The sequence below is a fragment of the Streptomyces sp. SM10 genome, assembly GCF_002910915.1.
Classification (GTDB): domain Bacteria; phylum Actinomycetota; class Actinomycetes; order Streptomycetales; family Streptomycetaceae; genus Streptomyces.
The window spans coordinates 1-12,793 of the sequence record NZ_NEUF01000092.1; the positions used below are offsets into that span (position 1 = coordinate 1).

Here is a 12,793-nt window from a genome sequence, read left to right on the forward strand (position 1 = left end):
GGCGACGGTCCCGGCGGCCGGCTCCGTCACCGCGACGGGCTCGGCCACGACCTCGGCGACCGGCTCGGCCACCGGCTGGGCGGCTGCCTCGGCGACGGGCTTCTCCTGAGCCTCCTCGGCGGCGGCGGGAGCGGTCTCCGGCTCGGTCTCCGGCTCGGCAGGTGCGGCGACGGGTGCCTTCTCGGCCTCGCCCTCCGCCACCGGCTCCGGGTCGACGTCGATCGTGATCGCCGGCGCGACGACCGGTTCGGACTCGACGGCGGTGACCGCGGTCGCGTCCTCCACGGAGTCCACGGAGTCCACGGAGTCCACGGACTCCACGGCCGAAGTGGCCGAAGTGGCCGACGTGGCCTCCGGGGCCGACCCCTGGGCCGGAACCTTCGGCGCGGGCGCGGAGGCCGGCGCGGTCGCCGCCGCCGTGGCGGACGCCGTGTCGAAGGCCGCCGCCACCAGGTCCGACGCCTGTTCGTTGTCGTGCTCGTCACCGGCGGACCGGTCCGAGGAGGAGGCCGGGGCCGGTACCGAGGCCTTCGCGGGCTCGGCCGCCGAAGTAGTGGTGTCCGGCTCCGGCTCCGTGGGCTGGGTGCGCTCGGCCTGGGGCGGGACGGTGGCCGTGGTCGGCTCGTCCTGCTCCGTCCGGCCGAACACCTTGCGCAGCAAGCTCCGAATGCCCATGGGCGAGGCCTTTCGCATGAGTTGGGTGCGATTAATGTCCGTACTGCGGGAATTGATCCCTGGCCAGGGCGGATACGTAAGGTTAGCGGCCGGATCCGGCCGTTCGGCTGTGCGGCCCGCCCCTGCGTCAACCGAGCTCCAACCGAGTCGTAACCGAGCCCTGGAAGGCCGGGAGGGCAGCGGTGTCCCGGACTTCACCCTTTGTTCACCGGCAGTCCCACGCATGGCGTGGACGCGCACCTACCGTCACGCGTGACACACAGACGGAGGGACGAAAACGTGCGCAATCTGCTGCCGCTCATCGGCTCGCACCCGGGCGGGCGCTCTGCGCTGACCTGCCGCTACCGCTGCGGTGACGCCTGCTTCCAGGAGATCCCGAACACCAGCGACAACGAGTACGCCGGCGACATCATCGCCGGTGCCCTGACACGCCGGTCGATGATGCGTGCCGCCGCCGTGGTGACCGTGGCCACCGCCGCCGGGACGGTCGCGCTCGGCGGCCCCGCTGCTCAGGACGCCGAGGCCGCACCGCTCTCCGGACGTTCCGGCGGCAGGCCGAAGCCCACTCGTTCGGGTGCCCGGGGTCTGCGTTTCGCGGCCGTCGCGCCCAACAAGGACGACAAGGTCACCGTCCCCGACGGCTACGGCCAGAACGTGGTGATCCGCTGGGGCGAACCGATCCTGCGCGGCGCCCCCGACTTCGACCCGGACAAGCAGTCCGCGAAGGCCCAGTCGAAGCAGTTCGGTTACAACAACGACTTCCTCTCCCTGCTCCCGCTCAAGGGCGAGCGCGGCCGCCAGATCCTGGTCGCCAACCACGAGTACACCGACGAGAACCTGATGTTCCGTGGTTACGATCCGGCCAAGCCGACCCGCGAGCAGGTGGAGATCGCCTGGGCGGCGCACGGACTCTCCGTGGTCGTCGTCCAGGAGGAGAACCGCACCGGCAAGCTCACCCCGGTCAACCGCCACCCGCTGAACCGCCGCCTCACCGCGACCAGCGAGTTCCGGATGACGGGGCCGGCCGCGGGCAGCCCGCTGCTGCGCACCTCCGCCGACCGCACCGGCAGCAGGGTCCTCGGCACCCTCAACAACTGCGCGGGCGGCACCACTCCGTGGGGCACCACCCTGCACGGCGAGGAGAACTTCAACCAGTACTTCGCGGGTGGCTCCAGCGACACCGACAAGCGCTACGGCATCGGCACGGCGGCGACCGAGCGCAAGTGGGAACTGTTCGACAAGCGCTTCGACCTGGCGCAGGAGCCCAACGAGGCGCACCGCTTCGGCTGGGTCGTCGAGCTCGACCCGAACGACCCGGACTCCACGCCCCGCAAGCGGACCGCGCTCGGCCGCTTCAAGCACGAGGCGGCGCAGCCCCGGCTGACCGCCGACGGCCGCCCGGTCGTCTACATGGGCGACGACGAACGCTTCGACTACCTCTACAAGTTCGTCTCCAGCAAGAAGATGAAGAAGGGGAGCTCCAGGGCCGCCCACGAGCACAACCTGACCCTGCTGGACGAGGGCACCCTGTACGTCGCCAAGCTGACGGGCGACTCCCCGGCCGCCGAGTTCGACGGCACGGGCAAGCTCCCCTCGGACGGGGAGTTCGACGGCAGCGGGGTCTGGATCCCGCTGGCGACCGGTGACACCTCGCACGTGCCGGGCATGAGCGCCGACGAGGTCTACGTCTTCACCCGCCTGGCCGGTGACAAGGTCGGTGCCACGAAGATGGACCGCCCCGAGGACGTCGAGCCCTCGCCGCGCACCGGCCGCGTCTACGTCGCCCTCACCAACAACACCGACCGCGGCAAGGCGGGCAAGCCCGGTGCGGACGAGGCCAACCCGCGCAACGCCAACAAGCACGGTCAGATCCTGGAGCTCGCGGAGCACTGGGACGACCCGGCCGGCGACGGCTTCGCCTGGCGGCTCTTCCTCGTCGCGGGAGACCCGGAGGACCCGGCGACGTACTTCTCCGGCTTCCCCAAGGAGAAGGTCAGCCCCATCTCCTGCCCGGACAACGTGGCCTTCGACGCCCACGGCAACCTCTGGATCTCCACGGACGGCAACCAGCTCGGCTCGCACGACGGGCTGTTCGGTGTCGCCACCGCGGGCGACCGGCGGGGTGAGCTGAAGCAGTTCCTGACGGTGCCGACCGGGGCCGAGACCTGCGGTCCGCTGATCCAGGACCGCCGTGTCCTGGTCGCCGTGCAGCACCCGGGCGAGGTCGACGGCGCGTCCGTCGAGAAGCCGGCGAGCGCCTGGCCGGACGGGCCGGGCCGGATCGTCCGGCCGTCGGTCGTGGCCGTGTGGCGCAAGGACGGCAGCGACATCGGCGTCTGAAGCGGAAGCCCTCCTCCGGACGTGCCGATGCGGTGCGGGGGAGGAGGGCGTCGTCCCGATACGTGCGTGGGGAACGCAGGTGTGTTGTCAGCGTGACCGGGGCGGTCGGCCTGATGACCCGTCAGGGCCGCTGGTCGACACGTCAGCACTCACGGAGGGCCCCCGCGAAGGGACGACGAACCCGCGCCGGGACAACGCGTCACCGTGTCCGACGCCTGCAACGACCTCGGCTCCTGATCCCATCGGGGCGCCTCATCGGATTAGAGTCGGACGCATGGTTTCCGGTGAGGCGCCGCAGGCGGAGGGAAGCGTCCGGGTCGACGCATGGGTCTGGGCGGTCCGGCTGACGAAGACCCGGTCGCAGGCGGCTGCCGCCTGCCGTGCGGGACACGTGCGGGTCAACGGCGAGCGCGCGAAGCCCGCCCAGGCCCTGCGCACGGGCGACGAGGTGCGGCTGCGGCACGCGGGCCGGGACCGGATCGTGGTCGTCTCCAAGATCGTGAAGAAGCGTGTCGGGCCGCCGGTCGCGGCAGAGTGCTTCGTCGACAACAGCCCGCCCCCGCCGCCCCGCGAAGCCGCGGTCCAGGTGCCGGTCCGTGACCGGGGTGCGGGACGCCCGACCAAGCGGGACCGGCGTGAGATGGAGCGTCTCCAGGGTCGGGGTCCCGAAGCCGGATAGGGCCGCGCCCCGTTCCGGTCCAGCCGCGGCCGGTGCGTCCGGATGCCCCCGGCCCGGTCCGCCAGGGTCTTTCGTCCGGGTCATGCCGCGCGAGCGCGGCATGACCCGGACGAGAGGCCTCAGCTCTGGTAGCCCTCCACCTCGTCGGCGGGGCGCACCCTGGCCTCCGACGGATCCTCGCCGTACTCGCTGAGCGCGCGTCGCTGGCGCAGCAGGTCCCAGCACTGGTCGAGACGGACCTCCACCTCGCGCAGCCGTGACCGCTCCTCGGCGGAGAGACCCAGCTCGGCGGTGGAGCGGGCGCGCAGGGCGCGCTCCTCGGTGATCAGCCCGTCGATGTTCTCGAAGATGTCCTGGTCGCCCATGAGCCTCTCCCGGTCGGGTGTCCCTCAGATGCCGAAGACGGTCTTGCCGCGCGCCCCGCCCGCCCGGTTCTGCACCAGTGCCTGCGGGGCCTTCTCCAGGGGGAGCTCCATGTCGACGGGGACCTCCAGCTCCCCGCCGGCCACCGCCGCGGCCAGCTCGCCCAGCAGCGCGGCGCTCGGGGCGAGCCGGAAGTCGGTCCAGGCGACGCCGGGCGGCGCCGCGACCCCCCGGGTGGTGACGGTGACCCCGCCGTCCCGCACGAGGGCGGCGTACGCGGCGAACGCGGCCTCGTCCGTGGAGACGAGGTCGACGAGCGCGTCGACGCCGTCCGGATACAGGCCGCGTACGGCGGCCTCCAGCGTGTCGGGACCCGTGGTCGTGTCCACGGTGGCGGTGGCGCCGAGTTCCTTCATCCGCCGGCCCTCGTCGCCCCGCACGGCGGCGACGACGCCGATGCCGCGGGCCGCCGCGAGCTGTGTCAGGAAGCAGCCCACGCCACCGGTCGCCCCGATGAGAAGCAGGCTCAGCCCGCTGCGCACGGCGGTGCTCGACAGGATCTGCGCGGCCGTCGTCCCGGCCGACGGGAGGGCCGCCGCGATCCGTAGCGGCACGTCGCGCGGGACCAGGGCGATCGGGGAGTCCTGGGGGACGCACACGTACTCGGCGTACGCTCCGCACCGTCCCGGGGGCGGTGCCGTGACCCGTCCGAAGACCGGGTCACCGACCCGGAAGGTGTTGTCGCCGCTGCCGATCATGTCCACGCGGCCCGCGAAGTCCGTGCCCAGCACGAACGGGAACACAGGGGGGACGGCTCCGTCCGGAGCGCCGTCGGCGGTCTGCCAGTCCAGCGGGTTGAGCGCCGCGTACTCGACCTTCACCCGTACCTCGCCCGGCTCGGGATCGGGCTTCGGCACCTCGACGAGAGAGGGCTCCGCACGGAACGCGCTGACGGCGATGGCACGCATACGGCAGACCTCTCAGTCGTCCCCCTGCACTCACGCCTCCCACTGTCGCCCGGCCCACGCGCCCGCGCACGTCGGGCCCCGGGCCCACTCACGCGGGGGGCCGGCCGGTGGCGGGCCGGGTGACCCCGTCCCCGCCGGGCCCGCGCGAGCGCCGGGCCGCCACGACCCGTCCCACGAGGGAGCCGACCACCAGGACCGCGCCCACGAGCAGCACGACCCACGCCGTCGTCCGCAGGGAGGCGGTCAGCGCGTCGTAGACCGCCGCGGCCCCGTCGCGGTCGGTGCCCGGCACCTCGTCCAGCACCCGGTCGCGGCCCACGGCGACGGCGATCCGCAGCAGGGCCGCGCCGAGGACGAGACCGCCGCCCACCACGGCCGCGGTCGTCAGACCGGCCCGCAGACCGCCGCGCACGAGGGAGAGGCCCAGCACCAGGACGAGCAGCACCACCGTCCCGACGGCCGGCCAGACGCTGCAGTACCGCAGCCACCGGAAGGAGTCCCGCAGGTCGTCGGCGCGGTCGGCGGGCAGCACGGTGATCGAGGTCTCCTGGACCGGGATCTGGTCCGCGAAGGGCACCCCGCTGCTGACCAGCTCCTTCTTGACCTCTTCGATCACCGGTGCCAGGTCGATGGTGACCGCCCGCCCGTCGTCCCCGTGGAGCGAGGCGGTCACGGCACGGTGCGCCGTCCGGTTGGCGCTGTCCCAGGCGCGCTGGAAGGCCTCGGTCGTGGTGAAGGAGAGGGCGGTGTCGTGCAGGAACCGCTCGACGGTCTCCTGGAGCGGGCCGACGTCGATGTTCTTCATCGCCTCGTCGGTGACCAGCGTGGCCACGGTGTTCTGCACGGCCTCGTCGGAGGCCAGGGGGGAGACGGCGGCGAGGTACCGGTCGGTGTCGTCGAGTTCCAGGTCGACCCATGCGGAGGCCGCGCTCACCGGTACCAGCACGGCGAGCAGGAGGAGCAGTACCGCCGACAGGGCCACTGAGAGATAGGTCCGCACAGGCACCAGCCAATCCCGTGCGGCGGCGGGGCGCTCCGGGCCGTAGGCCGTTCGAGTTGCCGGGCGGCCCGGCCGGGTGTGCGCTGGAGGAAACACGACGGACGACGGGGCGACCGAAGGAGCTGTGCGCCATGGCCACACACGTGACGATGCAGACGCGCCGACCGGCGCGGGCCCCCACGCCCACCCGCCACGGTCACACCCCGCTGGCCTGGGCGATGCCGCTCACGCTGGGCGTGATCCTCGGTTTCTGGGCCTTCTTCATCAAGCGGGACGGAGGGGCGACCACCGGCGGACAGATCTGGCTCGGTGTCGTCTCCGGGGTGGCCTTCGCCGTGCTCTGCTACGCCCTGGTGCAGGTCCGGTGGGCCCTGCCGCGCGAGCTGCGCGCCGCGGCGTTCGGGGTGCTGACCGGGGGTGCGGTCGGCTTCCTCTACAGCCTGCACGACAACAGCGTGCTGGCGTCGGGCCTGCTCGGACTGGTGGTCGGCGCAGGGATGTTCTGCACGATGTTCTACCTCTACTACACGCGTGAGAACTGACCCGGCGGTCCCCTCCGACATCGCCCTGCCGTTGGTGCCCCCGGGGGCCGGGGTCCAGACTGGAAGGGGGGAAGGCGACAGGCTCTGGAGGAGCCATGACGGCGACGACGTGGAACGAGACACCCGTTGCGATCCGGACCGACGAGGCCGAGATGCGCACGAAGGAGATCGGCGGTGACCTGACGGTCGCCTTCGCCAAGCTGGCCCAGGGTATGGACATGAGCCCGGCGCTCAAGGGCCTCCCGGACGACATGTGCACCTGCCCGCACTGGGGCTATCTCCTCAAGGGCCGGCTGAGGATGCGGACCGGCGTGGGCCCGGACGCGTACGACGTCTACGAGGCGGGCCAGGCGTTCTACTGGGCGCCCGGGCACGCGCCCGAGGCTCTGGAGGACTGCGAGTACGTGGACTTCTCGCCCACGAAGGAGCTCGACCGGGTCATCGACCACATCACGTCCCAGGGCTGACACCGCGCCCCGCACCGCCCGCCTCGCACGGAGGTGTGCGGCGCGGCAGGGGCGGATGCGGGACGTCGTCGGGTCAGTCGCGGACGACGGTGACCGGGCAGGCCGCGTGCTGGGTGACGTGGAGGCTGACCGAGCCGAGCAGGGTCGCCTTGAGGCCGCTGTAGCCGCGGGCGCCGACGACCAGCAGGTCGGCGCCCTCGGAGCGGTCCAGCAGGGACTGCGCCGGGTTGCCGATCACCACGATCTTCTCGACCGCCGCCGCGCCCTCGGCCCCGAGCGCCTCCTCCAGTGCCTCGGTGAGCGCCGCCGTCGCCACGGCCTGCGGGTCGAAGTCCTCCGGCATGCCCGGCATCATGGACGCCCAGCTGGTCGCGGGGTACTCCCAGCTGTTCACCGCCTCGACGGTGCCACCGGTCAGTGCGGCCTGGCGTACCGCCCAGTGCAGTGCCTTGAGTGAGGCGTCCGATCCGTCCACGCCCACGACGATCCTGCCCATGTCTGCCTCCAAGAGTGTTCGACCACGTCCGGCATACAGGCAGCAACTCTAGTCAAACCGGACATCGTGGGCCTTGTGGGCCCCCGGGGGCGTGGTCAGCCGATCCGCAGTTCCGCCAGCTGCTGGGCGAAGGGCACGACCGCGTCCTCGCCGTCGTCGAGGGTGAGGGACCGTGCGGCGCCGGAGGTGGTCCGCCCCGTGACGGCGGAGGCGAGCTCGCCTCCCGCGCGCCGGATCCGGGAGGGCAGCCCCTCGGTGTACTCGTCGCCCCCCGAGCCCCAGTCCTCCGACGCCGCGTACACGGAGGTCGGCAGGACGACGGCCCGCAGGTAGGCGAAGAGCGGGCGCATCGCGTGCTCCAGGACCAGCGAGTGCCGGGGCGTTCCGCCCGTCGCCGCGATGACGACGGGCTTGCCGGTCAGCGCCGTGTTCTCGACCAGGTCGAAGAAGGACTTGAACAGGCCGCTGTAGGAGGCTGTGAACACGGGCGTCACGGCGATCAGCCCGTCGGCCCCGGTCACCGCGTCGATCGCCTTCTTCAGGGCGGCCGGAGGGAAGCCGGTGACCAGGTGGTTGGCGATGTCGACGGCCAGGTCGCGGAGCTCGACGACCTCGGTCTCGACGCGGCGGTCCTGGTCGGCCGCCAGCCGCTCGCGGGCGGCCTCGGTGAGCCGGTCGGCCAGCAGCCGCGTGGAGGAGGGGCTGCTGAGCCCGGCCGCGACGGCGACGATCCTCAGGGGGGCGGTGACGGGCACGGTGCTCAGAGCTCCTTCGGGTCTGCGGTGGCGGCGGCGCGGGCGGCGGCGACCGCGGGGTGGACGGGTGCGTCCGGCACTCCGGCCGGGCGCAGGCGGGCGAACTCCTTGCGCAGGACGGGCACGACCTCCTCGCCCAGGATGTCGAGCTGCTCCAGGACCGTCTTGAGCGGCAGGCCCGCGTGGTCCATCAGGAACAGCTGGCGCTGGTAGTCGCCGACCTCGTCACGGAAGGAGAGGGTCCGCTCGATGACCTCCTGCGGGGAGCCGACGGTCAGCGGGGTCTGCCGGCTGAAGTCCTCCAGGGAGGGGCCGTGCCCGTAGACGGGCGCGTTGTCGAAGTACGGGCGGAACTCCCGCACCGCGTCCTGCGAGTTCTTCCGCATGAACACCTGGCCCCCGAGGCCCACGACGGCCTGCTCGGCGGTGCCGTGCCCGTAGTGGGCGTAGCGGCGCCGGTAGAGGTCGACCATCTTCTTCGTGTGCTCCATGGGCCAGAAGATGTTGTTGTGGAAGAACCCGTCGCCGTAGTAGGCCGCCTGCTCGGCGATCTCCGGGGAGCGGATGGAGCCGTGCCAGACGAACGGCGGGACGCCGTCCAGCGGGCGCGGGGTCGCGGTGAAGGACTGCAGCGGGGTGCGGAACTTCCCCTCCCAGTCGACGACGTCCTCACGCCACAGCTTGTGCAGCAGCGCGTAGTTCTCGATCGCGAGCGGGATGCCCTGCCGGATGTCCTTGCCGAACCACGGGTAGACCGGACCGGTGTTGCCGCGGCCCATCATCAGGTCGACGCGGCCGTCGGCGAGGTGCTGGAGCGTGGCGTAGTCCTCGGCGATCTTCACCGGGTCGTTGGTGGTGATCAGCGTGGTGGACGTGGAGAGGATCAGCTTCTCGGTGCGGGCGGCGATGTAGCCGAGCGTGGTCGTCGGCGAGGACGGGACGAACGGCGGATTGTGGTGCTCGCCGGTGGCGAAGACGTCCAGGCCCACTTCCTCGGCCTTGAGCGCGATCGCGAGGGTGGCCTTGATCCGCTCGTTCTCGCTCGGTGCCGTACCGGTCGTGGGGTCGGTGGTGACGTCCCCGACGGTGAAGATCCCGAACTGCATGGCGCCCGCCTCCAGGTAGTGGTTGAACGTTGAACTATGTGAACACACCCTACAACGGAGCACCCCCGTCCTCTATTCCACAGCCCGGGCCGAGCCGTCGTACCCGGTCCACGAGGGCCGGTGCGCGCTAGACTCGCCCCATGACCTCCGTACCGTGCCGTAACTGGTGGCGCTCCTCCTAGGAGCGGCCACCCCACCTGCGCGGAACCAGGGCCGTTCGACCTTCGGACGGCCCTTTCTGCTGCCCCGGTGCCCCATGACGGGCCGTCCTCCACGCGTACACCACCAGCGAGGAGAACCCCCGTGACCATGACCGCCGAGCTGCCCGTCAGCCCCGCCGTACGCCGCAGTGCCGAGCTGGAACGGCAGCTCGCCGAGGACCCCGGCCGCTTCCGCGTCCTCACCGGGGACCGGCCCACGGGTGCGCTGCACCTCGGGCACTACTTCGGCACCCTCCACAACCGGGTGCGCCTCCAGGACCTCGGGGTGGAGGTCTTCGTGCTGGTCGCCGACTACCAGGTCCTCACCGACCGGGACGTCGCCGAGCGGCTCACCGAGCACGTGGAGGGGCTCCTCCTGGACTACCTCGCCATCGGGATCGACCCGGCCCGCACGACGGTCTTCAACCACAGCGCGGTCCCGGCCCTCAACCAGCTGCTCCTGCCGTTCCTCTCGCTGGTCTCCGTCGCGGAGCTCGGCCGCAACCCCACCGTGAAGGACGAGATCGCGCACTCCCGGCAGTCGGCCGTCAGCGGCCTCATGTACACCTATCCGGTGCACCAGGCGGCCGACATCCTGTTCTGCAAGGGCAACCTCGTGCCCGTGGGCCAGGACCAGCTGCCGCACCTGGAGATCACCCGCACGATCGCCCGCCGCTTCAACGAGCGGTACGCGGACGTCTTCCCCGAGCCCGACGCGCTGCTCTCCGCCGCGCCCCTGCTGCTCGGCACGGACGCCACCAAGATGAGCAAGAGCCGGGGCAACGCCGTCGCCCTGGGCGCGGACGCGGACGAGACCGCCCGGCTGATCAGGGGTGCGACCACCGACGCCGACCGCCGCATCACCTACGACCCCGAGCTGCGGCCCGGCGTGTCGAGCCTGGTCCTGCTGGCCGCGCTCTGCCTCGACCGCGACCCGCACGAGGTCGCCGAGGAGATCGGGAACGGCGGGGCGTCCGGCCTCAAGCGGACCGTGACGGAGGCCGTCAACGAGGCGATGGCCCCGATTCGCGCCCGGCGGGCCGAGTACGCCCAGGACATGGGGTACGTCCGGGACGTGCTGCGCGCCGGGAACGAGCGGGCGAACGCCGTGGCCGAGGCGACTCTGCGGGAGGTGCGGGACGCGATGGGGACGTTCCGCTAGCCCGGGCGCTCGCGCGGGAGCCGCGGCTCAGCGCAGGGTCACCGACCGCTGCCCGCGCAGCAGTTCGGCCAGACCGCGCCGGGTCGCGGCTATCACCACGCGGTCCTCCCCGCGCAGCACATAGCCCGGGTGCAGGTCCCACACCAGGCCCGAGTGCCGGTCCGGGGTCCCGGCCGCCGCCGGGTCGAGCGGGTCGTACGGCGGTACGGCGGCCAGGTCCGGGAGGCGGTCGGCCGGCGGGGTGGCGTCCAGGGCGAGGACCCGCCAGGCGCCCGTCCGGAACGCCTGCTCGACGGTCCGGCCCTCCAGTTGGGGGTGGCCCGCCACCAGCAGGGCCGCGAACAGCATCACCTTGCGCTCGACCGGGATCGCCCCCAGGATCTGCCGGCCCATCATCGCCCCGGCGAACGCGGGGGCGGCCAGGTGGGACACGGACCGGGAACGGGTCACGGCCCCCGGGTGCGCGGTGCGCAGGGTGCGGTAGACGGCCGTGGCGAACTCGTCGTCGTACAGGCGCAGGGCCACGTGCAGGTCGGAGACGACGGAGCGCGCGTACAGCGTCGCCTCCAGATTCGTGGTGTCGACGCTCGTCAGGGCCAGGAGCGACCGGGCGCGGTGGATCTTGGCCGCCTCCAGGACGCCCTCCTGGGTGGCGTCACCGATGACCGTGGGGACGCGCAGGCTGCGGGCCAGCGGGATGCCCCGCGCCTCGGGATCCTCCTCCACGACCACCACCGGGATGCCCATCTCGCGCAGCCGCACCAGCACCCTCGTGCCGACCTTGCCGAGGCCGAGCAGCACCACATGGCCCGAGAGGCCGCGCGGCGGGCGGCGCAGCGAGGAGGCGGTGCGCAGCGAGCCGAACGCCTCCAGGACGGCGGCGACCAGCAGCGGCAGGAGCAGGAGCCCCGCCGTCCCGGACAGGAGCTGGATGATCTGCCGGGACACCGGGGCCCCGTCGACCGCCGGGTCACCCATCGCGAACAGATCGAGGAGCGTGAGGTAGGCGGCGTGCACCGGGCTGTCGCCGGTGGTGACGACCGAGGCGACGGCCAGCCCCACGACGGCCGCGAAGACACCCGCAGCCGACCAGCGCAGCCTGCGGGAGAAGATGTGGCCGAGCGGTGCGCCCCGGCCGCCCATGCGGGTGGGGCCCCGGTCGGCCGCCGCCTTGCTGACGGTCTCCAGGACGACCGTGCCGCGGCCGGTGGCGGCCTCCACCGTGGCATGGTCGGGCAGCAGCTGGGGGCCCTCGGCGCCGCTGCTGTCGGAGCCCTCGGCGCCGGCCGGGTCGTGGGAGGTGGAGGAGAGCAGGGCCAGGGTGCACAGCCCGGGGTCGGCGAGCTCACCCGGCCGCGGCGGTGTGCGCTCGGCGGCGCGCAGGAGGAGGCCCTCGGCCTGGATGACCTTGCTGCTGCCGGTCACCGCGGTGGCGGCCAGGGCGGGCGCGGCGGTGTCGGCGTCGGACAGGACGGTCGTCGACGCGTCCAGTGCCGCCTGGTCGATGCCGGGCACGGCCAGTGCCGCTGCCTGGTCGAGCAGGGTCTCCAGGTGCTGCCCGAGCTTGCGGTTGTAGAGCCGGATGACGAGCCGCAGGCGCGGGTTGAGCCGCCGTGCCGTCAGGGCGGCCCGGATGTTGCGCTCGTCGTCGTCGTAGACGAGGGCGAGCGCCGCCGCCCGGTCGACGCCCGCCTCGGCCAGTACGTCGTCGGACGGCTCGTGCGCCTCCATGATGCGGACGGACTCCACCCCGGCGTTCGTGTCGCTCTCGCCCGGGGTGCCGGTGCGGTTCATCGCGGCCGACATCCTGCCGAACAGGGCTGCCGCACGGGCCCGTTGAGTGAGAGGGAGCTCGGGGCGCGCGGCCTCCAGGCCGGGCGGGAGCACCAGGGTGACCCGCTCGCCGTAGACGTAGCGGAGCTCCACGGCCAGCCGGCGGGCGAGGGCGTCGTCGCCGCAGATCACCATGTGGCCTGTGGCCGAGGGCCGTTGGGGCTGCTGAGGAAGTGGGGGCACGAAACCCAGCATGCCTGGTGCTCC

The 12,793-nt window shown here is 72.6% G+C and carries 12 protein-coding genes and 1 pseudogene; 5 read left to right on the forward strand and 8 right to left on the reverse strand.

Annotated features, from left to right (window positions below; all coding sequences use genetic code 11):
• Positions 1–675: pseudogene (locus tag B9S57_RS12950) on the reverse strand (hypothetical protein); the annotation flags it as partial.
• Positions 676–954: 279 nt separating this feature from the next.
• Between B9S57_RS12950 and B9S57_RS12955 the strand changes: the two are divergent.
• Together B9S57_RS12955 and B9S57_RS12960 are read left to right on the forward strand one after the other, a co-directional pair.
• Positions 955–3,015, forward strand: coding sequence for a PhoX family phosphatase (locus tag B9S57_RS12955; RefSeq protein WP_103515710.1), 2,061 nt, complete (start codon positions 955–957; stop codon positions 3,013–3,015).
• A gap of 274 nt (positions 3,016–3,289) precedes the next feature.
• A complete protein-coding gene (locus tag B9S57_RS12960; RefSeq protein ID WP_103515711.1) occupies positions 3,290–3,694 on the forward strand; it encodes an RNA-binding S4 domain-containing protein in 405 nt (134 codons plus the stop codon).
• A gap of 119 nt (positions 3,695–3,813) precedes the next feature.
• On the opposite strand, the gene B9S57_RS12965 is transcribed toward B9S57_RS12960, so the two are convergent.
• The 3 genes from B9S57_RS12965 to B9S57_RS12975 all read right to left on the reverse strand — a co-directional run bounded on the left by B9S57_RS12965 (position 3,814) and on the right by B9S57_RS12975 (position 6,025).
• Complete coding sequence (locus B9S57_RS12965; RefSeq protein ID WP_103515712.1) at positions 3,814–4,059, reverse strand: DUF2630 family protein; 246 nt, start codon at positions 4,057–4,059, stop codon at positions 3,814–3,816.
• 24 nt (positions 4,060–4,083) lie between these two features.
• Positions 4,084–5,025, reverse strand: a complete 942-nt coding sequence (locus tag B9S57_RS12970) for an NADP-dependent oxidoreductase (protein WP_103515713.1) — start codon at positions 5,023–5,025, stop codon at positions 4,084–4,086.
• Positions 5,026–5,113: 88 nt separating this feature from the next.
• Entirely contained in the window at positions 5,114–6,025 is a 912-nt protein-coding gene (locus B9S57_RS12975; protein WP_103515714.1) for a hypothetical protein, read from the reverse strand.
• A gap of 131 nt (positions 6,026–6,156) precedes the next feature.
• Here B9S57_RS12975 and B9S57_RS12980 point away from each other — a divergent pair, with 131 nt between their 5' ends.
• Positions 6,157–6,567, forward strand: a complete 411-nt coding sequence (locus B9S57_RS12980) for a hypothetical protein (RefSeq protein WP_103515715.1) — start codon at positions 6,157–6,159, stop codon at positions 6,565–6,567.
• Positions 6,568–6,662: 95 nt separating this feature from the next.
• A complete protein-coding gene (locus tag B9S57_RS12985; protein WP_103515716.1) occupies positions 6,663–7,034 on the forward strand; it encodes a hypothetical protein in 372 nt (123 codons plus the stop codon).
• Between the two features lie 73 nt (positions 7,035–7,107).
• Here the strand turns inward: B9S57_RS12985 and B9S57_RS12990 are convergent, their stop codons facing one another.
• The 3 genes from B9S57_RS12990 to B9S57_RS13000 all read right to left on the reverse strand — a co-directional run bounded on the left by B9S57_RS12990 (position 7,108) and on the right by B9S57_RS13000 (position 9,391).
• Positions 7,108–7,530 carry a universal stress protein gene (locus B9S57_RS12990; protein WP_103515717.1) on the reverse strand — a complete coding sequence of 141 codons (423 nt, stop codon included), beginning with the start codon at positions 7,528–7,530 and terminating at the stop codon, positions 7,108–7,110.
• Between the two features lie 95 nt (positions 7,531–7,625).
• Positions 7,626–8,285, reverse strand: a complete 660-nt coding sequence (locus B9S57_RS12995; RefSeq protein ID WP_103515718.1) for an FMN reductase — start codon at positions 8,283–8,285, stop codon at positions 7,626–7,628.
• 5 nt (positions 8,286–8,290) lie between these two features.
• Positions 8,291–9,391, reverse strand: a complete 1,101-nt coding sequence (locus tag B9S57_RS13000; protein WP_103515719.1) for an LLM class flavin-dependent oxidoreductase — start codon at positions 9,389–9,391, stop codon at positions 8,291–8,293.
• A 309-nt stretch (positions 9,392–9,700) separates the two neighbouring features.
• Between B9S57_RS13000 and trpS the strand changes: the two genes are divergently transcribed.
• The gene (gene trpS / locus B9S57_RS13005) at positions 9,701–10,753 is read left to right on the forward strand and encodes a tryptophan--tRNA ligase (RefSeq protein ID WP_181011336.1); all 1,053 of its coding nucleotides are present in this window, start codon (positions 9,701–9,703) and stop codon (positions 10,751–10,753) included.
• A 27-nt stretch (positions 10,754–10,780) separates the two neighbouring features.
• Here the strand turns inward: trpS and B9S57_RS13010 are convergent, their stop codons facing one another.
• Positions 10,781–12,781, reverse strand: coding sequence for an NAD-binding protein (locus tag B9S57_RS13010; RefSeq protein WP_103515721.1), 2,001 nt, complete (start codon positions 12,779–12,781; stop codon positions 10,781–10,783).
• Between the last annotated feature and the right edge of the window lie 12 nt (positions 12,782–12,793).